The organism is Nannocystis exedens, from assembly GCF_002343915.1.
Lineage (GTDB): Bacteria > Myxococcota_A > Polyangia > Nannocystales > Nannocystaceae > Nannocystis > Nannocystis exedens.
This window is the reverse complement of record NZ_NETK01000001.1, coordinates 871,235-895,770: the sequence shown is the minus strand read 5'-3', so window position 1 is coordinate 895,770 and position 24,536 is coordinate 871,235. Positions and strand designations below refer to the sequence as shown.

Annotated in this window: 19 protein-coding genes and 1 pseudogene; 9 read left to right on the top strand and 11 right to left on the bottom strand. The window is 74.0% G+C overall.

Annotated elements, in window-relative coordinates; all coding sequences use genetic code 11:
- Nucleotides 1-3: 3 nt before the first annotated feature.
- Nucleotides 4-180, bottom strand: a complete 177-nt coding sequence (locus NAEX_RS49495) for a hypothetical protein (protein ID WP_170135414.1) — start codon at nucleotides 178-180, stop codon at nucleotides 4-6.
- 188 nt (nucleotides 181-368) lie between these two features.
- On the opposite strand from NAEX_RS49495, the gene NAEX_RS03395 reads away from it, so the two are divergent.
- Nucleotides 369-950, top strand: a complete 582-nt coding sequence (locus tag NAEX_RS03395) for a hypothetical protein (RefSeq protein WP_096326078.1) — start codon at nucleotides 369-371, stop codon at nucleotides 948-950.
- A gap of 457 nt (nucleotides 951-1,407) precedes the next feature.
- On the opposite strand, the gene pssA is transcribed toward NAEX_RS03395, so the two are convergent.
- A complete protein-coding gene (gene pssA / locus NAEX_RS03390) occupies nucleotides 1,408-2,307 on the bottom strand; it encodes a CDP-diacylglycerol--serine O-phosphatidyltransferase (RefSeq protein WP_096326077.1) in 900 nt (299 codons plus the stop codon).
- A 123-nt stretch (nucleotides 2,308-2,430) separates the two neighbouring features.
- Between pssA and truA the strand changes: the two genes are divergently transcribed.
- Both truA and NAEX_RS03380 read left to right on the top strand, forming a co-directional pair.
- Complete coding sequence (gene truA / locus NAEX_RS03385; RefSeq protein ID WP_096326076.1) at nucleotides 2,431-3,303, top strand: tRNA pseudouridine(38-40) synthase TruA; 873 nt, start codon at nucleotides 2,431-2,433, stop codon at nucleotides 3,301-3,303.
- A gap of 10 nt (nucleotides 3,304-3,313) precedes the next feature.
- Complete coding sequence (locus NAEX_RS03380; RefSeq protein WP_096326075.1) at nucleotides 3,314-4,138, top strand: SDR family NAD(P)-dependent oxidoreductase; 825 nt, start codon at nucleotides 3,314-3,316, stop codon at nucleotides 4,136-4,138.
- A gap of 62 nt (nucleotides 4,139-4,200) precedes the next feature.
- Here NAEX_RS03380 and NAEX_RS03375 read toward each other — a convergent pair whose 3' ends face one another.
- Both NAEX_RS03375 and NAEX_RS03370 read right to left on the bottom strand, forming a co-directional pair.
- On the bottom strand, nucleotides 4,201-4,611 hold the full coding sequence (locus NAEX_RS03375; protein WP_096326074.1) for a hypothetical protein: 411 nt from the start codon (nucleotides 4,609-4,611) through the stop codon (nucleotides 4,201-4,203).
- Between the two features lie 219 nt (nucleotides 4,612-4,830).
- Nucleotides 4,831-5,973, bottom strand: coding sequence for an FG-GAP repeat domain-containing protein (locus tag NAEX_RS03370; RefSeq protein ID WP_096326073.1), 1,143 nt, complete (start codon nucleotides 5,971-5,973; stop codon nucleotides 4,831-4,833).
- A gap of 71 nt (nucleotides 5,974-6,044) precedes the next feature.
- Between NAEX_RS03370 and NAEX_RS03365 the strand changes: the two genes are divergently transcribed.
- Both NAEX_RS03365 and NAEX_RS03360 read left to right on the top strand, forming a co-directional pair.
- Entirely contained in the window at nucleotides 6,045-6,629 is a 585-nt protein-coding gene (locus NAEX_RS03365; protein ID WP_170135413.1) for a Uma2 family endonuclease, read from the top strand.
- Between the two features lie 99 nt (nucleotides 6,630-6,728).
- Complete coding sequence (locus NAEX_RS03360) at nucleotides 6,729-7,406, top strand: class I SAM-dependent methyltransferase (RefSeq protein WP_096326071.1); 678 nt, start codon at nucleotides 6,729-6,731, stop codon at nucleotides 7,404-7,406.
- A gap of 180 nt (nucleotides 7,407-7,586) precedes the next feature.
- Here NAEX_RS03360 and NAEX_RS03355 read toward each other — a convergent pair whose 3' ends face one another.
- The 3 genes and pseudogenes from NAEX_RS03355 to NAEX_RS03345 all read right to left on the bottom strand — a co-directional run bounded on the left by NAEX_RS03355 (nucleotide 7,587) and on the right by NAEX_RS03345 (nucleotide 11,781).
- Nucleotides 7,587-8,888, bottom strand: coding sequence for a citrate synthase (locus NAEX_RS03355; protein WP_096326070.1), 1,302 nt, complete (start codon nucleotides 8,886-8,888; stop codon nucleotides 7,587-7,589).
- Between the two features lie 1,394 nt (nucleotides 8,889-10,282).
- Nucleotides 10,283-10,579, bottom strand: a pseudogene (locus NAEX_RS54350) (DUF167 domain-containing protein); the annotation flags it as partial.
- On the bottom strand, nucleotides 10,576-11,781 hold the full coding sequence (locus tag NAEX_RS03345; RefSeq protein ID WP_170135412.1) for an alanine racemase: 1,206 nt from the start codon (nucleotides 11,779-11,781) through the stop codon (nucleotides 10,576-10,578). The gene NAEX_RS03345 and the pseudogene NAEX_RS54350, both read right to left, overlap by 4 nt.
- Before the next feature lie 102 nt (nucleotides 11,782-11,883).
- On the opposite strand from NAEX_RS03345, the gene NAEX_RS53660 reads away from it, so the two are divergent.
- The 4 genes from NAEX_RS53660 to NAEX_RS03325 all read left to right on the top strand — a co-directional run bounded on the left by NAEX_RS53660 (nucleotide 11,884) and on the right by NAEX_RS03325 (nucleotide 18,649).
- Nucleotides 11,884-13,698, top strand: a complete 1,815-nt coding sequence (locus tag NAEX_RS53660; RefSeq protein WP_170135411.1) for a hypothetical protein — start codon at nucleotides 11,884-11,886, stop codon at nucleotides 13,696-13,698.
- 777 nt (nucleotides 13,699-14,475) lie between these two features.
- The gene (locus tag NAEX_RS03335) at nucleotides 14,476-16,425 is read left to right on the top strand and encodes an FG-GAP-like repeat-containing protein (RefSeq protein WP_096326068.1); all 1,950 of its coding nucleotides are present in this window, start codon (nucleotides 14,476-14,478) and stop codon (nucleotides 16,423-16,425) included.
- A 501-nt stretch (nucleotides 16,426-16,926) separates the two neighbouring features.
- Nucleotides 16,927-17,454 (top strand): sensor histidine kinase, encoded by a 528-nt coding sequence (locus NAEX_RS03330; protein ID WP_096326067.1) that lies wholly within the window; start codon nucleotides 16,927-16,929, stop codon nucleotides 17,452-17,454.
- A gap of 76 nt (nucleotides 17,455-17,530) precedes the next feature.
- Entirely contained in the window at nucleotides 17,531-18,649 is a 1,119-nt protein-coding gene (locus NAEX_RS03325) for an efflux RND transporter periplasmic adaptor subunit (protein ID WP_170135410.1), read from the top strand.
- 87 nt (nucleotides 18,650-18,736) lie between these two features.
- Here the strand turns inward: NAEX_RS03325 and NAEX_RS03320 are convergent, their stop codons facing one another.
- The 4 genes from NAEX_RS03320 to NAEX_RS03305 form a co-directional block, all read right to left on the bottom strand.
- Nucleotides 18,737-19,798 carry a hypothetical protein gene (locus NAEX_RS03320; RefSeq protein ID WP_096326065.1) on the bottom strand — a complete coding sequence of 354 codons (1,062 nt, stop codon included), beginning with the start codon at nucleotides 19,796-19,798 and terminating at the stop codon, nucleotides 18,737-18,739.
- Between the two features lie 90 nt (nucleotides 19,799-19,888).
- On the bottom strand, nucleotides 19,889-20,821 hold the full coding sequence (locus NAEX_RS03315) for a hypothetical protein (RefSeq protein WP_096326064.1): 933 nt from the start codon (nucleotides 20,819-20,821) through the stop codon (nucleotides 19,889-19,891).
- 183 nt (nucleotides 20,822-21,004) lie between these two features.
- Nucleotides 21,005-22,075 carry a tetratricopeptide repeat protein gene (locus tag NAEX_RS03310; RefSeq protein WP_096326063.1) on the bottom strand — a complete coding sequence of 357 codons (1,071 nt, stop codon included), beginning with the start codon at nucleotides 22,073-22,075 and terminating at the stop codon, nucleotides 21,005-21,007.
- Nucleotides 22,076-22,404: 329 nt separating this feature from the next.
- Nucleotides 22,405-24,501, bottom strand: coding sequence for a sensor histidine kinase (locus NAEX_RS03305; RefSeq protein ID WP_096326062.1), 2,097 nt, complete (start codon nucleotides 24,499-24,501; stop codon nucleotides 22,405-22,407).
- Nucleotides 24,502-24,536 lie beyond the last annotated feature (35 nt).

Sequence of the window (24,536 nt, the reverse complement as noted above, 5' to 3'; positions counted from 1 at the left end):
GGGTCATGGCGCGGCGAACACGTAGATCAGGACGGTGGCGATCAGCAGGACCAACAGCGCGGGGATGAGGACGGGGGTCAGCCACGGCACGCGCACGGGCGGGCCCTCGGCGTCGGCGTGCGGGGTCCGCTGCTCGAGCAGCTGGGCGCTGGACGGAGGTTGGATGCCGAGCTTGCGCATCGTGCTTGCCTCGCTTGGGACGGCCGTTGCGGCGCGACGGCCGCGACCCGGCTCGCAGGTCGCCTTGCTGTGGTCCCGGTCGCGACGGCGCGCCAGCGAGCGGGTGCGCGAACTCCCCGGGCGACGGCGGCCGCGACGACGCGGCGAGGACCGGGCCCAGCCGACGCGAGATCCTCTATGCTGCGGCCGTGCTCCCGCGGACGATCACGGCGCTGTCGATCGCGGCCGTGGCCGTCGTCGCCGCGCGGACGAGCCCGGCGATCACCGCCGAGCTGCTGGCGAAGGAGGGCCCGGCGGAGCACGCGTCGCACGCGGTGCTGGCGGCGGCGGTGGTGGCGTGGGCGCTCGCAGGGCGAGCCGTCGACCGGCCAGCGGTGGCGCTGGCGATGGCGGGGTTCCTGGCGCTGGTGCTGGTCGAGGAGGTCGACTGGGGCAGCGTGTACGGCTGGTCGGCCGTCGGCGAGCGCGTCGCCGCGGTGTTCGGCCACCGCAACATGCACAACGCCGCCCGCGGGTCGTCGTACCTGCTGTTCGCGCTGCCGCTGGCCGGTTATTACCTGGCCCCGGGGACAGGTCGCCGGCTCGGCCGGGCCCGGCCGATCGCGGACGAACGGTGGGCCTTCGCCGTCATCGCCGGGCTGTTCGTGGCCGGCAACATGTCCCCGGCGTGGGAGCGCGCGGCCCAGGAGCTGCTCGAGCTGCTGCTCTACGCGCTGCTGCTGGCGACCGGGGTGCGGGTCGGGCGGGCATCTGGCGTAAGGGACAGGTGAGCGGAGCGCGGGCTGACGGCGGCGACGCTTCCGCGGTCGGGCTTGGACATGTCGGAAGAGACAGGTTGTCGACGGTGCGAGGTGCCCGCGTCAGACTCTCGTGGGGGGAGGGACGGTGAGCGGTCGCGGCGGGAGCAGACACGCCGTCGAGGCCGTGAAGAGGCGTCTGTTCGGCGGTCGCCCTGGCCGTCGAACAGGCGCCTCGCAATCTGCTCTCAATGCTTCCTGCAGCGGAGCCGGCCTCTCACGGCTGCAGCCCTTCCCCGGACCCCCGCGAGGCGCAGTGGGCGCTTCGCGAAGCGACGCGACGCTCGGACTCCGCACACCCGCTCGCGGCGGCCGCAACACGCCCGGGCGGCGCAACAATTCCCGGCGCGCTGCAGCGCCGGAAATCGGCGCCCCGGGACCATCGCGCCGACGCTCACGGGGGCGCAGGCGACCGGACCTGGCCGAAAGGTCAGGCCGTGGTGACCGCGCCCTCGGGGCTCGCGGGCGCCCGGGCGCTGGCGTCGTCGTCGATGCCGAGCTCGGCGAGGACCTCGGACTCGCTGGCCAGCTCCTCGGTCGGCGCGGGCGCGAGGGCCTGCGCGCGGGCGGCCCGGATCCGCTCGACCCGACCCTTGCGCAGCAGCACCATCTCCTCGATGAGGCCGAGGGTGATGTAGCAGCCGACCAGCATGATCAGCACCGCGGGCCGGGAGATCCGCACCGCCACCAGCACCGCGCTGGCGAGCAGCAGGCCGACCACCGCCGTCGTCCGCTTGGTCAGCTTGAGGTCCTTCATCGAGCGGAAGCGGACCCGGCTGATCATCAAGTAGGACAGGACCGTGACGAGCGTGGCGACCAGGATGTGGTTGGTCGTCTGGTTGATGCCGATCGCGTGGAACGCCATCACCGTCGAGATCAGCACGGTCGCGGCGACCGGGATCGGCAGGCCCAGCATGTACTTGCCCGGCTTCTCGTCGATCGCCCGCAGCGACAGGACGTTGAAGCGGGCCAGGCGGAACGCGCCGCCGGCGACGAACAGGAAGGCGATGAACAGGCCGGCGCGGCCGAAGCCCTCGAGGCCCCAGCGGTAGATCACGAGCCCCGGCGCGACGCCGAAGGTGACGAGGTCGCTGAGGCTGTCGAGGTGCAGGCCGAGCTCCGACTGCGTGCGCGTGAGCCGGGCGATCCGGCCGTCGGCGGCGTCGAAGAAGAGGCCGAGCATGATCGCCAGCGAGGCCTTGTAGAGCGCGTCGCTGCCCCCGCCCTCGTCGCTCAGCCGCGCGCACACCGAGATCGCGTAGAAGCCGCAGAACAGGCCGGCGAGGGTGAACAGGTTCGGCAGCAGGAAGTAGGTCTTGCGGAAGTCCATCGCCGGGGGCCTCCGAGGGTAGCAAGAAATCGCGCGCCGGGCGCTGCTTTGTCGCCTCGGGCGGCGAATTTGCCGAGTTCGGTTGACAGGTCGGCGGGGGCGGTCGATGGTGCGTCCGCGCTCATGACGCTGCTCCTGCGGGTCGCCTACGACGGCACCGATTTCCACGGATTTGCCCGCCAGGAGGGCACCAGGACGGTGCAGGGGGTGCTCGAGGCGGCGCTCGGCGAGCTCTACCAGGGCCCGGTGCGGACGCGGGCCGCCAGTCGCACCGACGCCGGGGTCCACGCGCTGGGCCAGCTCGTGGGCTTCGAGCCGACGCTCCCCATCCCCGACCGGGGGGTGGTGCTCGGACTCACGAGCAAGCTGCCGCGCGACGTCGGGGTGCTCGGCGCGTGGACCTGCGAGCTGCCCGACGGCCGCCCGGTCGAGCCGCGGTTTTACAACGACGGCAAGACCTATCGCTACCGGATCCGCTGCACCCCGCACCGCGTGCCGACCACCGACCGCGGCGAGTGGCACCTGGCGCGACCGCTCGACGTGGCGGCGATGCAGGCGGCGGCCCCGGCGTTCGTCGGCGAGCACGACTTCGCCGGCTTCCGCGCCAGCTCGTGTCAGGCGCAGACGACGGTGCGGACGATGCTGGCGGTCGAGGTCGCGGCGGCCGCGGCGGAGGAGCCGGCCGGGCTCAGCACGGTGGCCGCGAGCGAGGCGCCGGCGATCGTGACGGTGACGGTCCGCGGCGAAGCCTTCTTGCAGAACATGGTGCGCATCATGGTCGGCACGCTGGTCGAGGTCGGGCTCGGTCGCCGGCCGCCGACGCAGATCGCCGAGCTGCTGGCGCGCCCCGATCGCCGCCGGGCCGGGCGCACGGCGCCGCCGCAGGGGCTCACGCTGGTCGAGGTCCACTGGCCCGAGCCGTGGCCGCCCGCCGACTGGCAGGCGCGCGCGCGCCGGCCGGACGAGGAGCCGCAGCCGCTCGCCGATCTGGTGTAGCTTGCCGCGTATGACGCTCTCCTTCGACAAGCCGGTGCGCGCGGTGGTCACCGGCGCGGGTGGCGGCCTCGGCCGCGCGTTCTGCCTCGAGCTCGCGCGTCGCAACGCCCGGATCGTGGCCGCCGACATCGACCTCGCCGGCGTCGAGGAGACGGTGGCGATGGTCGAGAAGCTCGGCTGCAAGGCCTACGCGCGCGCCTGCGACGTGGCGCAGCGACCGGCGGTGGCCGAGCTGGCCGAGGCGGCGACGTCGCTGCTCGGCGGGGTCGACCTGCTGATCAACAACGCCGGCGTGGCCACGAGCGGGCCGGTCGACGCGATCCCGCAGCAGGACTGGGAGTGGATCATGGGCGTCAACCTGTGGGGCGTGATCTACGGCTGCGAGCTGTTCGTGCCGCAGATGCGCGCGCAGGGCCGCGGCCACGTGATCAACGTCGCCTCGGCGGCGGGCCTCCTGTGTACGCCGATGATGGCGCCCTACAACGTGACGAAGGCCGGCGTGATCGCGCTGTCGGAGACGATGGCCGCCGAGCTGGCGCCGGCCGGCATCGGCGTGACCGTCCTGTGCCCGACGTTCTTCCGCACCCGCATCATCGACGCCGGCCGCCACCACGGCGAGGACAACCGGGCGTCGCGCGTGGGCAAGCTGATGGACCGCGCGACGCTGCAGGCGCCCGAGGTGGCCCGCTTCGCCCTCGACGCGGCCGCGGCCGGCACGCTCTACGCGCTTCCCCACGCCGACGGGGCGTGGCTGTGGCGGCTCAAGCGGCTGGCGCCGGAGCGGTTCTACCAGAAGCTGATGCCGCGCTGGTTCGGCAAGTTCACGCAGCGGTAGCTCGGGACATGTTTGAACGGGCATGTCCCGGCGGGCATGTCTGAGCGGGCATGCCCTCTGGCTCAGCCGAGCGAGAGCACGCCGTGGATGCCGATCGCCATGACGATGACGATGGCGGCCAGGACCAAAACGGTGCGCTGCAGCGAGAACACGCGGGTCAGCTCGCGCAGGGCGTTGAGCAGGTGGGTGATGTCGTCGCCGCTGGTGTCGACGACCCGGTTGAAGGCGTCGACGGCCCGCTGCAGCCACAGGCCGATGAGCACGAACACGACCGACTCGGCGAAGTCGCCGAGCGCGGGGCCGAGGCCCGCGCGACCGTGGCTGACGAGGCCGGCGATCCCGAGGATCAGGACGAAGGCGCCGACCGCCAGCGAGGCCGCGGCGACGAACCGCATGGCGTCGACGAGCTGGCGGATGATGACGTTCTCCGCGGCCGAGAACTCGTAACTTCGGGGGGTGCTCGTGGGGGTCATGGCGCCGCAAAGGGTATCAGCGGCGGCGAGAGGGGCGAAATTCGCGAGCCGCCGCCGAGCGAGCCCAGCGGAGCCGGGAGGCCGGCCGAAGGCTCGCGGGCGGGGCCGCGGAGACGGCGGCGCGAGGGCCGGGCGCGGCGCAGCCAGCGGGCGCGGCGAGCGGTGCAGCGAGAGGGCCGGACGCGGAACGGCGGCCGATCGTGACAGCGGGACGCGAGGTCAGGGGCCGCTGAGGCGGATGGCGAGGCCCCCGGCGGAGAACAGGCCGGCGACGATGTCGGCCCGGCCGTCGGCGTTGAGGTCGGGCAGGACGACCTCGACCACGTCGGCGGGGAACTCGAGCTGGACCGCGGCGGTGAAGCGACCGTCGCCGACGCCGCGCCACAGGCCGAGGCGGTCGCCGTGGAACAAGACGGCGTCGAGGCTGCCGTCGCCGTCGAGGTGGGCGAGGGCGATCGGGCCGGGGCGCGAGCCGAGGGCGGTACGTGGCCCTTCGGACAGGTCGGGCCCCAGCAGCGGGGCGAGGGCGACGGGCGCGGTGTCGAGGACGAGGACGTCGAGGATGTCGTCGTCGTCGAGGTCGCGCAGGTAGAGGCCGCCGGGGCGCAGGCCGGTGGTCATGGCCACGAACGGCCCGACGACGCCGGCCTCGACGGTGGCCCGGGCGAGGCCGTCGCTGCGCTCCCACTCGGCGAGGACCAGCTCGACCGGACCGTCGCGGCGCAGGCGACCGGCGACGAAGCCCCCGGGCTTCAGGCCGTCGAGGCCGGGGACGGCGACGGGCTGGACCTGCGGGGCGAAGAAGCCGCCGGAGGCGTCGGCGCGGACGAGGCCGACGGCTGGCTGTTCGGACAGGCTGCCGAGGACGAGCAGGTCGCGCCGGCCGTCGCCGTCGACGTCGGTGACGGCGGTGGTGCGGATCTTCAGGCCGACGTCGACCTCGACGGCCGGGGCGAAGCCGCCGGCGCCGTCGGCCCGGTAGACGAAGACGCCGGCGTCGCAGGAGGGGAACAGGAGGTCGGCGGCGCCGTCGAGGTCGAGGTCGCCGACGACCGGATAGGCGCTGCAGCCGGCGACCCCGACGTCGCGCGGCTCGCCGAGCCCGCCCTCGCCGTCGCCGCGCCGCAGGTCGGTGGTGATGGTGCCCGCAGCGGCGCCGACGACCAGGACGTCGTCGACGCCGTCGCCGTCGAAGTCGGCCGCGCGCAGGGCGAGCGGGCTCGCAGCCTCCGACTGGACCTCGAGGACATGTTCATTGAAGCAGATCTCGGCGTCGTGGTACTCGCCGTCGCCGCAGTCGTCGCTGCAGCCGGTCGATGCGAGCGCGGCGCAGGCGATGACGACGAGGGTGCGAACGGCCACCTCCGCAGGCTATCAGGCGCGGCGGCGGCCGCAAGCCGCGAGGTCCTGGAGGATGGTGTATGCTGGCGAACATGGTCGCCGCGCCGAAGCTCGCCACCTACGCGGATCTGCTCGCCACGCCCGAGGACGTGAAGGCGGAGATCCTGGGCGGCGAGCTGGTGACGCAGCCGAGCGCGCTGTTCGAGCACAGCTACGCGCAGAGCGGCGTGGTGGACGGGCTGCGAGGCCCGTTCGACCGCGGGCGCGGAGGCCCGGGCGGCTGGTGGATCGTGGTCGAGGTCGACGTGCAGTTCACGGACCACGACGTGGTCCGACCCGACGTGGTCGGCTGGCGGCGCGAACGACTGCCGTCGCCCTGGGGCAAGCGGCCGATCGACGTGGCGCCCGACTGGATCTGCGAGGTGCTGTCGCCCAGGGGCGTGCGGCGCGACCGCGTGGTCAAGCAGGAGCTGTACGCCAGGCACGGCGTGCCCTTCTACTGGCTGATCGACCCCGTCGAGGCGTTGCTCGAGGCCTTCACGCTCGAGCGCGGGCGCTGGGTGCTGACGGGGACGTACGACCGCAGCGCTGTCGCTCGCGTGCCGCCGTTCGAGGCGATCGAGCTGGTCGTCGCCGACCTGTTCATGCCCGAGCCGCCCGAGGCGGCGGACGACTGAGACGCAAGATCCTGTTGTGAGCCGGTGGAGCGCATGACGGAAGCCCGTCGGTGCGGCCAGACGAGGCGCGCCGAAACGTGGTAACGAGAGCGGGCGACGATGACGGGTACCGACGAGCGTGGCCACGCAGAGATCGAGGCGACCTACGACGCGGTCGCGCGCAACTACGCGGCCGAATTCGCGGACGACCTGGCGGAGAAGATCCTCGATCGCGCGCTGCTCTCGGCGTTCGCGGAGACGGTCGGTCGGGCGGCGAGGGTCGCCGACCTCGGCTGCGGCCCCGGCTTCGAGGCGCGCTTCCTGGCGGAGCTCGGCCTCGCGGTCACGGGGGTCGACCTCGCGGCGGGCATGATCGCCGAGGCGCAGCGCCGGCACGCGGGCGTACACGGGCTGGAATTCGTGAAGGGCTCGTTGCTGGCGCTGCCGTTCGCGGACGCCTCGCTGGCCGGGGCGGTGGCGATCTATTCGGTGATCCACCTCGATGTCGGCGCGCGGGCCAGGGCCTACGCAGAGATGGCCCGCGTGGTGCGGCCCGGCGGGGCGCTGCTGCTGTCGGTCCACACGTCGGCGGTCGGGTTCCCGGCCGGATCGATCCGCCGCCTGGAGGAATGGTGGGGCCACCGCGTCGGCCTCGACGGGCATTTTATCGCCGCGGAAGAAGTCATCGCGGAGCTCGGGAGCGTCGGCTTCGAGCTCACCGCCCGGCTCGAGCGCGGCCCGAGCACGCCGCGAGAATTCCCTAGCCAGCGCGCCTATCTGCTGGCGCGGCGGCGATGATCGAATTCGGCGGCCGCTGACCGGGCGCTCGACGGATGCCGTGGAAGGTGCGCCCACGGCGGCAGGCCTCGCCCCAGGAGGAGGATATGTCCGAAGGGACATTCATCGGAGTCGACGCAAAAAGGGCCCCGGCGCGGTTGCGGCGGGGCACTTTCGGCGGCTCAGCAGCGCACCCGACGATCAGGTCGCCTGCTTGGTGGCGCGCTGGCTCATCGGCACGTAGGGGCGGAGGTCGGCGCCGGTGTAGATCTGGCGCGGGCGGGCGATCTTCTGCTCGGGGTCCTGCAGCATCTCCTGCCACTGGGCCAGCCAGCCGGAGGCGCGCGGGATGGCGAACAGGACCGGGAACATGTCGACCGGGAAGCCCATTGCCTGGTAGATCATGCCCGAGTAGAAGTCGACGTTCGGGTAGAGCTTGCGCTTGACGAAGTACTCGTCGTTCAGCGCGATCTTCTCGAGCTCGAGGGCGATCTCGAGGAGCGGGTTCTTGCCGGTGACCTCGAAGACCTCGTGCGCGAGCTTTTTAATCACCTTGGCGCGCGGGTCGTAGTTCTTGTAGACGCGGTGGCCGAAGCCCATCAGGCGGCCGCTGCCGTTCTTCACGCCGGTGATGAACTCCGGCACGGCGCTGACGTTGCCGATCTGCTTGAGCATGTGCAGCACGGCCTCGTTGGCGCCGCCGTGGAGCGGGCCGTAGAGGGCGGCCGAGGCGGCGGCCAGGCTGCAGTACGGGTCGGTCTCGGCCGAGCCGACGGCGCGGGCGGCGTTGGCCGAGCAGTTCTGCTCGTGGTCGGCGTGGAGGATGAAGAGGATGTCGAGCGCCCGCTCGAGCACCGGGTGCGGCTCGAACCGCGGCTCGGCCATCCGGAAGATCATGTTGAGGAAGTTGCCGCAGTACGACAGCTCGTTGTCCGGGTAGACGTACGGCCGGCCGACGCTGTGGCGGAACGCCCACGCCGAGAGGGTCGGCATCTTGGCGATGATGCGGACGATCTGCTCGCGCCGCGTCCGGTCGTCGCGGACCTTCTTCGCCTCGGGGTAGAAGGTGGACAGCGCGCCCAGCATGCTGACCAGCTTGCCCATCGGGTGGGCGTCGAAGCGGAAGCCCTCCATCGACTTGCGCAGGAACTCGTGGACGAAGGTGTGGTGCGTGACCTCGTGGGTCCACTTGCGCAGCTGCGCCTCGTTGGGCAGCTCGCCGTGGAGCAGGAGGTAGGCGACTTCGAGGTAGGACGACTGCTCGGCCAGCTCTTCGATCGCGTAGCCGCGGTAGCGCAGGATGCCCTTGTCGCCGTCGATCAGGGTGATCGCGGACCGGCACGACGCGGTGTTCATGAAGGCCGGGTCGTAGGTCATCAGGCCGAAGTCGTCGTCGGACGTCTTGATCTTGCGCAGCGCGTCGGCGCGGATCGTTCCGTCCTTGATCTCGATCTCGTAGGTCTTGCCGGTTCGGTTGTCGGTGATCGTCAGGGTGTCGGCCATGGAGAGCCTCCGGGGGACGCCGCCTTCATTGACGGCTACATGGGAGCCAAGCTGGGAGCGAAGATCCACCAGCGATCGACAGCGCGATCGTCCAGGTCTCGGCCGCCAACCAGGAAGGTAACACCGGTCCCCAGGGTGATGGAATGGCCGCCGTGCACGCGGGTCGCCACCGTCTCGGTGAGCTCGACGGCGAGGTCCTTCCGAGAGACCCGCCACCACTGGGCGGCGCCCTGAGCGTACACGGCCAGATCATCTGCGAAGAGCCGGGGATCTGCGAGCGGCGCGCTGAGGAAGGCCGGCCGCTCCTCGACCTCGGTGCTCTCGACGGCCGCCGGCACGCGCAACACGAGCGCGTCGCCGGTGGGCTGTCCGCCGCGCAAGCCGCCCAGGCACAGCAGCTCGACGGTCGCGGCTTCATCCTCGTCGCCGGCGTCGAGGCGGATGCACTGGATGTTCGTCCAGTCGCCGACCGGGCCGAAGGCGTGGCCGCCCTCGGGGAAATACACGGCCGGTGCGTCGGCCTCGGCGCCGCCGACCAGCAGCAGGACCTCGTCGTCGCCGCGGTCGAGGGCGAGGAGGCGGGCCCCGGTGCGCGGGCCGTCGAGCGCGGCCACCGGGGCGAGGGCGATGACACCTTGGTCGTCGGGTTCGAGCGAGAGGGCGACCAGGTCGGTGTGGCCCCCGCCGCCGGCGAGGTAGACGCGATCGTGCCCGGGGCCGATGACCGTGGCGGCGCCCGGCCGGGCGCCGGTGTCGTCGCCGGTGACGGTGGCGACCGCCCACACGTCGGTGCCGGGATCGTACATGGCGGCGCCGACCCCGTCGTCGACGCCGACCCGCCACACCCGACCGCGCGCGTCGGCGACGAAGGCGCCGTCGCCAGGCTCCGGCGGGGACGACAGGCGCGCCCCGAGCTCGATGTCGAAGCTGGTCTCGTTGAGGAGGGCGATGTCGCCGGCGCCGCTCATCAACATCAGGCCGCGTCCGGGCGCGTGGACGGCCAGCAGGTCGGGGTCGGGCTCGGCGACCTCGCCCGGGTAGACCGACAAGACCCCGGGCCGAGCCATCAGCACCGCCAGGTCGCCCGGCGGCGACAGCATCACGAACGGCACGCTGCGGCCCCAGGCGAGCAATTCTGTCCCATCGGCCAGGTAGAGCGCGAGCGTGCGCTCGACGGCGTCGGGCTCGAACTCGAGCTCGACCTCGAAGTCGGTGCCGCGGACCGGATAGCTGACGAAGTAGGCGTCGGGGCCGAGCTCGAGCGCGAGGTTGTCGGCGCGATTGAGGTCGGTCGAGTCGTCGGGCAGGACGACGCGGACCGGGAACGGGACCTCGACGGTGCAGGCGGACAGCCCGAGCCCGAGGGCCAGCGCGGCCAGGCCGAGGCGACCCCGCGCAACGGCTGCGCGGACGCCGGCGACGCGGACGGTCTTGCGCCGACCGGTGGCGCCGTGGGCGATTTCGAGCGCGCTCGCGGCGATCTCGAGGCGGTCGGCCAGCAGCGCGCGCAGGGCCTCGTTGGCGGCCCCGTCGACCGGCGGCGCGGCCAGCTGGACCTTGAGCCGACCGTCGTGCAGGCCGACGACCCGGCTGCGAGCGGCCCGCGGGGCGACCAGGACGTCGAGCTCGCAGCCGCGGGCGTGGTCCCGGACCGGGCCGGGCGAGGAGGCGGGAGCTTGCGCTGCGCTCATGCGAGGGTGTCCTGGGCGAAGAAGAGGCGGTGGCCGGAGGCGCCGATGGCCGCGCGAGCGGGGGCCTCGCCTGGCCGAAGGACCAGGCACTCGCGGTAGAGGTTGACGGTGGTGCAGACGTGGTCGGGGACCAGGAGGACCGCCGCGCCGTGGTCGGGGAGCGCGCCGTGCTCGCGCCGCAGCGGCAGGTGCTCCTCGGACGGCGACAGCGGGACGAGGCCGGGCCAGGCCGGCAACCGACAGTTCGGGGCCGGCCGGTCGGGGGCGATCGCCTTGCTGCCGGCGTCGAGGGTGACGCGGTCGCGGCCGCGGCTGACCACCCGGGCGAGCACGAAGGCGGCCTGCCGCAGGCCGAGCAGCTCGGCCGCGGGCGCGCTGCGCAGGTCGCTGAGGACGACGGTGCCGGGGGAGATCCGGTGGCGCCACGGGCCGCCGTTCAGCCGCGCGTGATCGAGGGCGGCCGAGAAGCTGTGCGTGCCCGAGGTGACGAGCTCGAGCGGACCCTTGCCGATGCAAGCAATCGCCCCGGCCAGATCGCACAGGGCGTCGTAAGCGGCGGCGGCCTCCCGGGTCTGGCTCCAGGCGAGGTGGCCCTCGTAGCCGTGCAGGCCGGTGACGCGGAGATGGGACAGCGACGCAAGGTCGGCGACGGCCTCGCGCCAGACGGACGGGGGGCTGCCGGTGCGGGCCATGCCGAGGTCGACGTCGAGCTGGAGGTCGAGCGGGCCGGGGCCAGAGCGCGCCCAGCGATCCATGGCGAGGGCGTGCTCGGGGGCGTCGGCGAGGAGCTGCACGCGGGCGGCCGGGTGGGCGGCGAGCAGGCGCCGGGCGGCGTGGAAGGCGGCCTCGTGCAGCGGGTAGGCGAGGAGGACGTCGAGGCTGTCTTCACGGCCATCTTCGGCGGCGGCGCCGAGCAACAGCTGCAGCTCGTCGAGGGTGGCGCACTTGCAGCGGGTGACGCCGGCGGCCCACAGGCGGCGGACCAGCGCGGCCGACTTGAGGGTCTTGATGTGCGGACGCCAGCGGTCTGCGCCACGGTCGAGGTCGTCGGAGCCGTCGCCGCGACAGCGACGCAAGACGGCGGCGATGTTGTGGTCGACCGCTTCGAGGTCGACGACCAGCGCCGGCGAGGCGAGGCTCGGCAGAAGCGGGCCGAGGTCCGCCAGGATGGCGGCCGCGCGGGCGGCGTCGGGTCCGGGCACGGCGGGAGTGTGCAGCACCGGTCCTGCCGAGACAAGGCCGAGGGGGGCTAGGGCCCGGTGGCCGCGTTGTACTGCGAGCCGAGGTGGGTTTACCCTCCGGTCATGCGCATGACGCCTCGCTTGCTCCCGGCCACGCTCCTGCTCCTCTCCGCCTGCGGTGACGACGGCACCATCACCTCGACCTCGGCGACCGACGGCAACAACACCTCGACGGCGACCGTCGGCGCGACGATGAACCCGACCGAGACGACGACCGAGAGCGTGCCGACGACGACGCCGCCGACCGAGGGCAGCGGCACGGCCGACGACTCGACGACGCAGGTGTCGACGACCGAGCCGGTGACGACGACCGACGCGACGACGACGACGACGACCGACGCGACGACGACCACCACCACCAGCGAGAGCGACAGCGAGACGACGACGACGACGACGACGACGACCGGCGACGCCTGCCTCGAGGAGGTGCCGGACCCGAACTGTACCGGCAGCGACGAGGGCCTGATCTTCGTCTCGACCCCGGTTGACGGCGGCAGCGATCTGAACGACGGCACCACCCACGAGACGCCGGTGGCGACGATCGCCAAGGCGATCGAGCTGGCGCTCGCGTGCCCGGACAAGTGCGACATCGTCGTCAGCAAGGGGACGTACCCCAAGTCGGTGACGCTGGCCTCGGGCGTGAGCCTCTTCGGCGGCTACACGCCGAAGTCGTTCATCTACGACCTGCAGGCCAACACGACCACGATCGTCGGCAGCGAGGCGCGCGCGGTGCAGGCGACCGAGCTGACGGAGTCGGTGCGGTTCCACGGGTTCGTGGTCGAGGGCAAGGACTTCAGCGATCAGGGCCAGACGAGCTACGCGCTGTGGGTGAAGGACTCGGCCGACGACCTGCTGCAGGTCGAGCGCTGCACGCTGAACGCCGGCGACGGCGGGGCCGGCACGAGCGGGCAGGCCGGGACCAAGGGCGACGACGGCGGGATCGGCGGCAACGCCAGCGACGCGAGCGGCGGCGCGGGCGGGACGTCGAGCTGCGGGGCGAACGGCGGCGCGGGCGGGTCGGCGACCGACTGCGCGAGCGGCAAGGGCGGCGACGGCCTGGCCGGCGGCGACGCGACCCAGGGCGGCGCGGGCGGGATGAACGGCGCCAGCCAGTGCAGCCTCAACGTGATCAACGGCTGCGACGACAAGGGCGGCACGGGCGTGGGCGGCAGCGCCGGCGACAACGGAGGGGCCGGCAACGCGGGCTCGGCCGGGGTGGCGCCGACGGGAGCGTTCGACGCCAACGGCATGTGGTCGGGCACCAGCGGCGGCAGCGGCACGCGCGGCGCTCACGGGCGCGGCGGCGGCGGCGGCGGGGCCGGCGGGACGGACAAGGAGCCGTTCACCTGCGGGAACACGACGCACCTCGGCGGCGGTGGCGGTGGCGGCGGTGGCGGCGGCTGCGGCGGCGCGCCGGGCGGTCCGGGCGGCGCGGGCGGCGGGTCGTTCGGGATCGTGGTGATAAACTCGTCGATCCAGGTGTCGAACTCGCTGGTCAACGCCGGCAAGGGCGGCAAGGGCGGCGCCGGCGGCAAGGGCGGCAACGGCGGCGTGGGCAAGCCCGGCGGCAACTTCGGCCTCGGCAAGAACAGCGGCGACCCGGGCGACGGCGGCGGCAACGGGGCCGTCGGGGCCAACGGCGGCGACGGCGGCGGCGGCGGCGGTGCGGCCGGCGGATGCGGCGGGGCGTCGATCGCGGTGGCGCGCGTGAGCGGCGGCTTCGTCGGCCTGGCCAACACGCAGCTGCAAGCCGGCGAGGGCGGCGAGGGCGGCCTCGGCGGCGAGGGCGGCTTCGAGGGCAACGCCGGCGGCAAGCCGCAAGCGCCCGACGGCGGCGACGGCTGCCAGGGCGCGACGGCCGAGGAGCAGGTGTTCTAGCTCGATCGGGCAGGTCCCCGAGGACAGGTCCCAAGAGGCAGGTCCTCCGGGGCAGGTCCGATGGAGCAGGTGACGGCAGGCGACAGGCGCGAGGCGCGGCCGCCTGTCGTGGGCGGCGAACCGCGCGGGCGGCGGGCCGCGCCTCGCCCGGACGGCATGACGAGTCGTCGCGAGAAGGCGGGGAGCGAAGACCCGAACCGCGGAGCCGCTCGTGCGGGACGGAGACGGCGGCTCGACCGCGCCGGCGGGCGCGCGGCTCGAAAGCGGCGGGCGGAGCAGCGCGCGCGGCTCGTTCGGGACGCGGGCGGCGGCTCGGGGCGCGCGGCTCGAAAGCGGCGGGCGGAGCAGCGCGCGCGGCTCGTTCGGGACGCGGGCGGCGGCTCTTGGCGCGCGGCTCGAAAGCGGTGGGCCTGGGCCGCACAATCAAGAGCGGGCCAGTGAAGCGTGAACGAGTATTTCGCTGAGCGACGGAGCAGCGCGCGCGGCTCGTTCGGGACGCGGGCGGCGGCTCGGTCCCGCCCGAGGACGCGGGGCTCGAAAGGCTACGGGCGGAGCAGCGCGAGCGGCTCGTCATCCGTGTGTGCGGCGCGGCGCGGCGGTCGCGTTGTCTGTCTTTCAGGTCAGGTCGAGGCGGGCGGGCGACGGGGGCGGATCGAGATCTCGGCGCTCGCCGGCGCGCTCGCGGGCGGGGACCTGGAGGGTGGGCGGCGGCCGGCGGGCGGCCTCCGGGGCGCCGGCGGGTTGCGCGGGTGGCTCCGGTCGGGCATCCCGAGGCGGGTGAAGAGGTGGGTCCGGAGCGCGCCGCCGGCAGGAGTCGCGGCGCTGGCGGCCTGGGCGCTCGCGAGCTGCGAGCGGGCCGTGCTGATCGCGGACGACGGGCTGTGCGGCGGCGAGGTGCCCGAGGTGCTGGTCGGCGGCGGGCTGCGGCTCGAGGGCGACATCCTGTTGTCTTCGGGACATGTTGAATCGGACATGTCGGAGGAGGCATCCTACCGCAGCGCCGTCAAGTGCCGGGGGACGCTCGACCGCGCGTGGGACGTCGGCCGCAAGCTCGACCTGTCGTACTGCCTGGGCGAGTTCGCCGACGCGACGCTGCGGTCGCGCACGCGGGCGGCGCTGGTGCTGGCGACGGCGCAGTGGGAGCGGGCGTCGGGGGTGAACTTCATCCACCGCGAGGACCTCGACGGGACGCCGGCCTGCGTCGCGCCGGAGCAGGTCGCGTTCACGGTCCGCCAGGGGGCGGCGGCGGAGTGCGGCGAGGGCGGGTGCCCGCTGGCGTCGGCGTCGTTCCCGGCGACGGCGCCGGAGGACGAGGGGGCGCGGCTGCTCGTGTGGCCGGACGCGCTGGTGAGCGACATGTACTCGCCCGAGATGGTGGTGCTGCACGAGCTCGGGCACCTGCTGGGGTTCGTCCACGAGCACTCGCGGTTCGAGCAGTCGCGGGAGATCTGCGTCGACGCGGCCTCGACCGAGTTCCGCGGGCTGACGTACCCCGACCCGGCGTCGGTGATGGGCGACGCGCGTTGCCCGGGGATCTCGGCGGCCAGCAAGCAGGGCCGGCTGTCGCGCGGCGATCGCCTGGGCGCGTCGATCCTCTACGCGCTGCCGCGCTCGCGCGTCGACGTCGACGGCGACGGCCGCGAGGACGTGGTGTGGTTCCAGCCGGGCGGCGAGCGCTACGAGGTGTGGTACGGCGCGCCGGCGGGGCGGTTCGTGCGGCGGTCGTTCAGCCTGTGTACGCGCGATGGTCCGTGCCCGAGCCGGGCGCCGCGCTCGTGGCGACCGGTGGCGCTGGCCGGCGCCGACGGCCGCACCGAGGTGCTGATGTTCGGGCCGGAGGAGATCACGGACGAGCTGTGGCGGCCGCCGGCGCACGGCCGCGGCGGGTTCACGCGCAGCCGCGTGGAGGCGCCCGGCAGCGCGGCGCCGGTCGTCGGGGCGTTCGCGGGCGACGGGCGCGACGCGGTGTGGTGGTGGCGGCCCGGCGCGGAGGTCGACGTGCGGTGGGTGTGGCGCGCCGGCGGGGTCGAGGACGAGCCGCTCGACGACCGCTTCGCCGCCGGCTACGGCTGGCCGCTGGTCGGGCTGTGGACGCCGGGGGACGGCTCCGGGGCGCGCCGCAGCCAGGTGCTGTGGCTCGACGCGCAGCGGTTCACGGTCGAGTTGGGGGCGTTCGGGGATGACTCGAAGGACATGTTGCAGCGGACAGGTCTGCCGGCGTGCGGGCTGCGGCCGGGCGACGAGCAGGTCGGCCGGGTCGGCGACTTCGACGGCGACGGGCTCGACGAGGCGCTGTGGTGGGACCCGCGCGCGCAGGCGGCGGTGCGCTGGCACCCCGACCGACTGTGGCGCGAGGACGGGGGCTGCGCGCCGTCCGGCTGGTCGCGCCACGAAAGCGCGGGCGACCTGCAGGCGCGCGTGGAGGTCGGTGACTTCGACGGCGACGGAGCCGACGAGGCGTTGTGGTGGACGGCGGCCCCGGACCGGGCGTGGCTGTGGAAGATGGTGGGGCCAGAGGTCGAGCGCGTGCCGGCGCCGACGCCCCCGACCGAGGCGACGACCTGCGTCGGCGACTTCGACGGCGACGGCTGCGACGACGTGGTCTGGCACGCGCCGCACGCGAGGCCGCAGCTGTGGCGGGCGCGCTGCGCGGGGGAGATGGGCTTCGAGGTGGGCGAGCTCGCGGCACCGCCGCGCGGCGGGTACCCGATCGGCTGCGGCGGGTGAGCCGAGGGACGCCCGAGCGAGCATGGCGGGCCGGGGAGGTGCCGGGCAGGACGGAAGTGAGATGTCCTGAAGGACATGCATCGGCGCCGCGGGCGGGGCGCGAGCGAGGTGCCGAGACGTGTCGGCGCGGGGCGAGACCGCCGTTCTGGCAGATACGACCCTGTCGCCGTCGCTCCTGGGCGGGCCCGAGCAGGCTCCGGCGGCGCTCGAGGACGGAGTACGCCTCCGATGTGGGACGCGTGACCGGCCCGACTCGCAAGAGACCCATCGGGGCTGCTGGCGGAGGCGAAGTGACGAGCGAAGGCGGAGGCGACGGCAGCGGAGATGATGGCGGAGGAGAGGCCGGCGACGGCGGCCACCGCTGCACGATGTGCGGGGGCGAAGAGTAAGCCGTGCGGTGACGGCTGCTGTCGAGCTCGCTCGCGGTGACCCGGCGGCGGTCGCGTTCGCCGGCGGAGTGGGAACACCTCGCCGACCGTACGCTCGACGAGGCCGGGGCGCATGTCGGCGCTGGTCGAGGCGCTGCTGCAGCTGGCGCGGACGAGCGGCGGGGTGAAGCGGGCGCCTGTCGCCTGGATGGCGCGCCTGGACGGCCCGGCGCAGCGGTGGGCGGCGCGGGCCGAGGTGAAGGTGGTGTTCTCGGGGCCCGACGAGCTGGCGGCGCAGGTCGACCCGGACGCGCTCGAGATCGCCATCGGCAGCAACGCGATCGCGTACTCGCCGCCGGGCGGGGCGGTGACGCTGCACGTACATGCGGAGCGCCAGCGGATCGCGGTCACCGTCGACGATCAGGGACCGGGGATCCCCGTGGGCGAACGCGAGCGGGTCTTCGCGCCGTTCGTGCACGCGACGGCCCCCACGGCCGACCGCACGCAGGGGCGCGCGGGGCTCGGACTCGGGCTGGCGATCGCTCGCCGGATCGTCGAGGCCCACGCCGGCACGCTGAGCGTCGGCGAGGCGCCCGGCGGCGGGGCGAGGTTCGCGAGCCGGTTGACTCGCTCGAGCGATCCGGGCTTTACCGTTTCTTAAACGGCGGAACAGCCGGCCGGCGATCCACAGTAATGCGAGCACCGTGATGCGAGGGATCGGTCCCCGAACTGCGCGAGTGACCGGCAGCCTGCTGCTGGGGCTGCTGGCCGTGGTGAGCTGCGGCGGCGAGGCCGCAGAGCGGGCCAAGACGACGGCGCCCGAGCTGCCGGTGATCCGCGAGGGGGTGGTCGAGGTGCCGGCGGACTACGCGGATCGGGTGGGGATCCTCGTCGCGCCGGCGCATTACGAAGAAGTAACCCCGATCGTACACGTGACCGGCGTGCTCGAGTTCGACGCCCAGCGGCTGGCCGCCGTCGGCTCACGGATCGCCGGGCGCGTGGCCGACGTCAAGGTCATCGAGGGCAGCAAGGTCGAGGCCGGCCAGGTCCTGGGGACGCTGGTCAGCGCGGAGCTCGGCACGGCGCAGGCGGACATCGCGGCGATGGAGGCGCGGCTGATCGCGGCCAAACGCGACGTCGAGCGCAAACGCAGCCTGCTGGCCGAGGGCATCACGTCGCAGCGCGAGCTGGACCTGGCGATCTCGTCGGCCGCGATCGCGGAGGCGCAGCTGCGGGCGGCGAAGCAGCGGGTCGCGGCCCTCGCCGGCGCGCCGGCGAAGGGCAAGCTCGGGATCAACGCGCTGACGAGCCCGATCGCCGGCGACGTCGTCGGCGTGCACGTGTCGCGCGGGCAAGCGGTGGTGCCGAGCCACACGGCGTTCATGATCGCCGACCGCCGCAGCCTGTGGGTCCGCCTGTCGGTGTTCGAGGGCGAACTGCTGCACGTGCAGCCGGGCGACCCGGTCGAGCTGACGCCGACGAACCGCCCGGAGGAGGCGTTCGCGGGCGTGGTCGAGTTCGTCAGCGTGGCGCTGGACCCGATGACGCGCAGCGCCGAGGTGCGGGTGGTCGTCGACAACACGTCGGGCAGGCTGCGCGCGGGCCAGGCCGTCCACGCCAACATCCGCCCGGCCTCGGCCCGGCGCCGCGCGGTGGTGGTGCCCCGCCAGTCGGTGCTCCAGATCGACGGGGCGCCGATCGTGTTCGTGGCGACCGGCGAGCGGACCTTCGAGATGCGCAAGGTGACGCTCGGGGTCGGTGACTTCGAGCGCGTCGAGGTCAAGGAGGGCCTCAAGGCCGACGAGCGGGTGGTGGTGGCCGGGGTGTTCGCGCTCAAGGGCGAGCTGTACCGCTGAGCGGGCCACGCTGCGCGATCTGGGGCATGTCTTTGGAAACATGCTCGATCGGGCATGCCCGTGGGAGCATGCCTTTTTGGACAGGCGCTAGCCGATCGGGATGTGGATGCAGGCGTCGCCGAGGGTGGCGGCGAGGGCCTCGCCGACGACCTCGACGTAGCCGGCCTTGTCCTCGATGTCGCCCCAGATCGGCTCCTCGCCGAACGCCTTCATGAACTGCCACAGCTTCTGGTTCTCGGCCGGGACGCACTTCTTGATCAGGCCCGCGGTGAGGATGCAGGCGTCGCCGCCGCAGTCGGCCTTGGCCTCGCGGACCATGGCGGTGTAGGTCGACAGCACCTCGACCGAGGCGTCGGGGTCGTTGGTGAGGAAGAAGACCAGCAGGACGGCGTCCTCGTCGCGCAGGAAGCCCTGGTTGGCGTCGGCGTTGGTGGCGCCGGCGGCGTAGGCGGCGGCGGCCACCGGCATCTCGAGCGAGGAGCCCTGCTCGCCGGCGGCCGTGGCCGCGCCGGTGAACCACGCCTTGAGCGGGGCCGGGTCGTCGTCGGTGTTGGTGGCGAAGTAGGCCATGCCCTCGTGGACGAACAGGCGGCCCTGCGAGCCGTTGGCGCCGTTGTTGCCGCTGGTCGGCGGGACGTAGTAGGCGTCGATCGCCTCGACCTCTTCGGGGGTGGTGCCGATCACGCACTGCGTGTTGCCGACCGGGCAGTTGTCGGGGCAGCAGGCCTGGCCGGCGCCGGTGCAGTAGAAGTCGGTGGTGGTGATGCCGACGTGGAGGTCGACGCTCTTCGGCAGGTTGGCGATCATGGCGTCGACGAACTGCGGGAAGGCGGCGGCCAGCGCGGTCTGGTACTGCGCCATCGACTTCGAGTTGTCGACCACGAACAGCACGTCGACGGCGCCGCAGCCGGGCAGATCCTCGTCGTCCGGCAGGTCGTACTTCTCCGGGCCTTCGGTGGTGGTGACCGGCGCGCCGGTGCTGCCGGTGCTGCCGGTGCTGCTGGTCGGCGGGACGACGATGCCCGTGGTCATGCCGCCGGTGCTCGCCGGACCGCTCGGATCGCCGGCCTCGCTGGTCGACTGGGTGGCGTCGCCGCAGGCGACGAACAGGCCGAATGCGCAGGCAGGAGCGAGGAGGCGGACGTTCACGCGGCGAGTATGGCGCGAAGGTGCGCGCCCGTCGACGGCCGCGCGCTCGTCGGAAGGAGCGCCGAGCGAGCGGGCCGGCGGGGGCCGGGCTCAGGGCGCGGGCGAGGGGGCGGGCGCGGGACGCAGGGCCTCGGCGAGGCCGTGCAGCGCGGCGATCTCGGCCATGCCGAGGCGGACCTCGATGGTGACCTCGCGGCCGGTCTGGCCGAGGCCGACGCGGTCGAGGATCGCCGGCGGGATGCCGGCGCCGCGCAGGGCCTCGAACTGCTTCTTCAGCTCGGCCAGGGTGGCGCCGGCGACGTCCTCGCCGCGCATGCCGAGGGCGAGCTCGACGCCGAGGCCGTCGCGCAGGTCGAGGGCGCCGCGGACCTGCTCGAGGCCGGACAGGGCCGGCGCCAGCGAGACGGCGGCCTTGGTCGGGACCTGGCCCGCGAACCAGATCGGGCGGTCGGGCGCGACGCGGGCGACGAGCGGCTGCAGCGGCCCGGCGGCCGCGCTGGCGCCGGTGCCCGCGCGCAGGGCGTCGAGCTGCTGCGACCAGCCGGCGGTGGCGAGGAGGAGGACGTCGGGCCCGACGATCCGCCCGCGCGCGCCGCCGAGGACGACCACCGGCTCGGGGCCGCTGGCGTCGAGCTTCAGGCCGCGATCGGGGAGCTGTCCTTCGAGACAGGTGAGTCGCTCGCGCTCGCCGACGCCGTCGCCGACCAGGACGGCGGCGACGTCGACGCCGTTGGCCGCGACCGCGAGATCGAGGGTGCGCAGGTTCTCAAAGGGGACGCGGCAGGCGGCCAGGGCGTCGAGGGTGCGCCTGGCGTCGGGATCGGCGTCGAGGAGGGCGCGGTTCTGCTGCCACAGCGGGGCGGCCCGCAGCGCCTGCAGGTCGACGTGGGCGACCAGGCTGGCGTCGGCCGGGAGCAGCGCCAGCGGGTCGGGCCGGGCCGGCGCGGCCGGGCGCGAGCAGGCGAGGACGAACGCGAGCGCGAGCAGGACCGACAGGCGGAACGAGCGCAGGACGCGGCGCATGGTCCGGTGATACTTCGCGCGCGCAGGGCGGTCAACCGCGGGCCCGGGAGGGCTTACGGCGCCGGCCGTGGAGCCGCGCCAGGGGCCGAGACGGACGCCTGCCCGATCGGGCATGTCTCGCGGGACAGGTCTCCCCGCGGCGGATGCAGGTCGAGGCGACCTCGACGCCGGCGCGCCGGCGGGTCAGCGCAGCCAGGAGCGGGTCGACTGGACGTGCGGGTGGTCGGAGCCGAGGAGGCGCTCGAGGGCCTCGGCGGCGGCGGCCATCTCGGTCGCGCCGGCGGGGTCGCCGAGCTCGCGCAAGGCGGTGCCGCAGTTGAAGCGCGAGCTGACGGTCTGCCAGTGCTCGGAGCCGAGGACGCGCACGCGGATGTCGAGGGCCTGGCGGTAGTGGTCGAGGGCGGCGCGGTGATCGCCGCGGCCGTAGTGGATCTGGCCGATGGCGTTGAGGGTGGCGGCGACGCGGGCGTGGTTGTCGCCGTAGAGCGCGCGCAGGCCGGCGAGGTTGCGCTGGAAGGCGTCGAGGGCGCCGTCGGGATCGCCGGCGCGGCCGCGGGCGCGCCCGAGGTCGTGGAGGATCGCCAGGGTGTCCTCGTGGTGCGGCCCGCGGTGGGTCTCGGCGAGGCCGAGCGCGCGCTGATAGTGGACCAGCGCCTCGGGGTACTGGTTCTGCTGGAAGAGGACCTGGCCGATGCCGACGATGACGGGGATCAGGCGGCGATCGATGTCGGCGGCGTCGCCGGCGGCGCGCATCTGCTCGAGCTCGGTCATGGCGGCGTGGAGGTGGCTGAGCGCGTCGGCGAAGTGACCCTCGGCGAGCAGGAGCTCGCCGATCGCCTGCTGGGTGCTGATCGTGCGCGCGTGCCCGGGCCCGAGGGCGCGCAGCTGGACGGCCAGGGCGCGCGTGTAAGCGGCGAGGGCCTCCTCGCGCTGACCGGCGGCGAACAGGGCGAGGCCGAGGTCGAACAGGGTGTTGGCGGTGAAGATGTGACCCGGACCGAGCAGCTCGCGCTTGATCGAGAAGGCCTGCCGGTGGTGGTCGAGGGCGGCGCCGTGGTGACCCTGGGTGAACAGGATCTGGCCGATCGCCGACAGCGTGCTGGCGGTGTACGGGTGCTTGGCCCCCAGGACGGTCCGCTGCAGCGCGAGCGCCCGGTTGTAGTGATCGAGGGCCTCTTCGAACTTGCCCTGGCGCCGCAGCTCCTGGCCGACGGCGTGCAGGGCGATGGCAGTGTGCGGGTGTTCCTGAGACACGGTCCTCGCCGAGACAGCGCCGGCCAGTATAGAGGTCGGCGCCGGCTCGGCTCAACGCGCAAGCCTGCGCCGAGCCGGCGCGTGATCGCGCGAGCGTGCGCGCGGGCGCGCGAAGACGAGGCGCGACGGACGCTCGTCCGCAGCGCGGGACGCGTGATCCAGTCACATGTTTGATCGGACATGCTCACATGGTCATGTCTTCTCGTGAATGTTTGAAAGGGCATGTCCTCGAGTGCATGGCCGATCGACCGGCTCGAGGCGCCGCGCAGGCCCGACGGGCGCGTCGATCGCTGGCTGTCTCGCGGACGGCCGGCGAGGCGCGCCGCCCGTCAGGCGGGCGGGGCGGTGCTGTCGGCGGCCGGGTGGGCGCGCTCGATGAGGGGCACGCGGCTGCGGGCCTCGGCGGCGGGCAGGTGAATTTTGAAGACCATGGCCTGGCCGACCTCGCGGACGTCGAGGCGGCAGCCCTCGATCTTGAGCAAGGCGTCGGCGATCGGCAGCTCGAGGCCGAGGCCGCGGTGGCCGGGCAGGCGGTGGAAGCCCTTGCGCGCGAGGCCCATCTGCTGCTCGCTGGCGGGCTTGAGCGGGGTGGTGACGTGGAGCTGGAGGCCGAGCGGGGCGTCGGGGTCGCCGCGGCGCAGCTTGATGTTGAGCGAGCCGGCGGTGAGGCGCTTGCCGGCGAACAGCAGCAGGTTCTCGAGCGCCTGCACGAGGTGGCGCGGGTCGACGTAGGCGGTCGGCAGGCCGGGCACGGCCTCGACGGTGTAGTTGATGTGGTCGCCGCCGCGGCTGCGGGCCTTCTGCACGGCCTTGGAGATCAGCGGCGCCAGCGGGACCGGCTCGGCCTGCTTCTCGATCCGTCGCGCCTCGATCCGCGCCATGTCGAGGATGGCGTCGATCTGCTGCAGGAGGTCGCGGCCGGCGGCGGCGATCGTCTCGACCATCTCGCGCGTCTCGCCGTCGAGGGCGCCGTCGACGCCGCGGAGGAGCAGCGAGGAGAAGCCGAGGATCGAGTTGAGCGGCGAGCGCAGGTCGTGGCTCATGTTGGCGAGGAACTGGCTGCGCAGGCGGTCGGTCTCCTCGGCCTTCTCGAGCGCGACGAAGCGGGCGACGGTGGCCTCGTTCATGCGCGCGACGAGGGCCTCGATCGACTGCGCGAGCGCCTGCCACTCGAAGCCCTGCGGCGCGGGGGCCGGCTCCTCGGCGACCTGGGCGCGCACGCGGGCGAGGTCGCGTTCGCTGCGGCGCGCGTGCAAACCGATCGCCACCAGGCCGGCGAGCACGGCGAGGGCGCCGGCGAGGGCGAACGGGACGGCGTTGTCGACGGTCGCCCGCCGCATCGGCACGACCGCCCGCGCGCCGCCGCGCTGGACGGCGAAGCGGTCGAACTCGCCGTCGCCGTCGGCGTCGAGGAGGCCGTCGTCACCTGGCTTGATGGACAGATCCGGGCCGTACACGGCGCCGCGCGCGGTGAGGACGGTGGCGCCCGGGGCCTGGGCGAGGCGGCGCCCGAGGTCCTCCTCGTCGGCCGGGCCGGCGACGTCGATCAGGCCCTCGGCGGTGCGCTGGGCGACGGCGATGGCGTCGGCGCGGGCGTGGGCGTGCAGCCAGAGGTGGGCGCCGAGCAGCGGGGCGGTGACGCCGGCGAGCAGCAAGAGGCCGGCCCAGCCCAGCAGCCGGCTGGTCATGGGGGGCGGGCGATCGTCCAGCGGGAGCTGGGCGATCGGGCAGGAGAGGATGTCCCCGCGGACCGCTCGACGGGCCCAGCCGGCGGCCAGGGCGGCCAGCGGGGCGGCGATCGCGGCCCACAGGCAGGCGTGCGCGAAGGTGGTCGACCAGGTCCACTGCAGCGGGTTGCGGGCGATCAGCGCGTCGCTGAGGGCGATGACGAGGAGGCCGCTGAAGACGGCGCGCGCGACCACCCGCGGGACCCGCTGCAGGGCCAGCGCGGCCTGCTCGACCTCGGCCCGCGGGGCGACCCGCAGCAGCTCGTTGCGCTCGCGCGCGTCGAGCAAGGGGTGGAGCGGGACGGCGAGGAAGCCGGCGGCGCGCACGAGCCAGGCGCCGCTGACCGGGGCCGGCCGCCCGAGCTCCTCGGGCCGCAGCCAGCGCGCGGCCGGCAAGGCGCTGTAGACGGTGAGCAGGGCGGCGGTGAGGATGAAGAGGTGCGGGACGAGCAGGGCGAACAGCGGCCACGGAGTCGCGGCGCCGCGGCTGTCCCAGACGATCAGCGACCAGGCGACGTCGAGGCCGACGGCCAGGGTGTAGGCCGCGGCGACGCCGGCGAGGACGTCGCGCTCGGCCCGCAGCCGCGTCGGCTGGCCGGCCCGCGGGAAGCCGGGCGCGAGGTCGTCGACCTCGCGCGCGAAGCCGACGAGGTCCTCGGTGCTGCCCTCCCACTCGGAGGAGGCGTCGCGGTCGCTCACGGGCGGGCCTCCGGGGCGGCGAGGGGGCGCGCGCA

Bases quoted from the DNA above. Each gene is read 5' to 3' on its own strand.
- NAEX_RS03365 (WP_170135413.1), top strand. From the start codon at position 6,045: ATGGTCGCCGCGCCGAAGCTCGCCACCTACGCGGATCTGCTCGCCACG.
- truA (WP_096326076.1), top strand. From the start codon at position 2,431: ATGACGCTGCTCCTGCGGGTCGCCTACGACGGCACCGATTTCCACGGA.
- pssA (WP_096326077.1), bottom strand. From the start codon at position 2,307: ATGGACTTCCGCAAGACCTACTTCCTGCTGCCGAACCTGTTCACCCTC.
- NAEX_RS03360 (WP_096326071.1), top strand. From the start codon at position 6,729: ATGACGGGTACCGACGAGCGTGGCCACGCAGAGATCGAGGCGACCTAC.
- NAEX_RS03330 (WP_096326067.1), top strand. From the start codon at position 16,927: ATGTCGGCGCTGGTCGAGGCGCTGCTGCAGCTGGCGCGGACGAGCGGC.
- NAEX_RS03380 (WP_096326075.1), top strand. From the start codon at position 3,314: ATGACGCTCTCCTTCGACAAGCCGGTGCGCGCGGTGGTCACCGGCGCG.
- NAEX_RS49495 (WP_170135414.1), bottom strand. From the start codon at position 180: ATGCGCAAGCTCGGCATCCAACCTCCGTCCAGCGCCCAGCTGCTCGAG.
- NAEX_RS03375 (WP_096326074.1), bottom strand. From the start codon at position 4,611: ATGACCCCCACGAGCACCCCCCGAAGTTACGAGTTCTCGGCCGCGGAG.
- NAEX_RS03315 (WP_096326064.1), bottom strand. From the start codon at position 20,821: ATGCGCCGCGTCCTGCGCTCGTTCCGCCTGTCGGTCCTGCTCGCGCTC.
- NAEX_RS53660 (WP_170135411.1), top strand. From the start codon at position 11,884: ATGCGCATGACGCCTCGCTTGCTCCCGGCCACGCTCCTGCTCCTCTCC.
- NAEX_RS03355 (WP_096326070.1), bottom strand. From the start codon at position 8,888: ATGGCCGACACCCTGACGATCACCGACAACCGAACCGGCAAGACCTAC.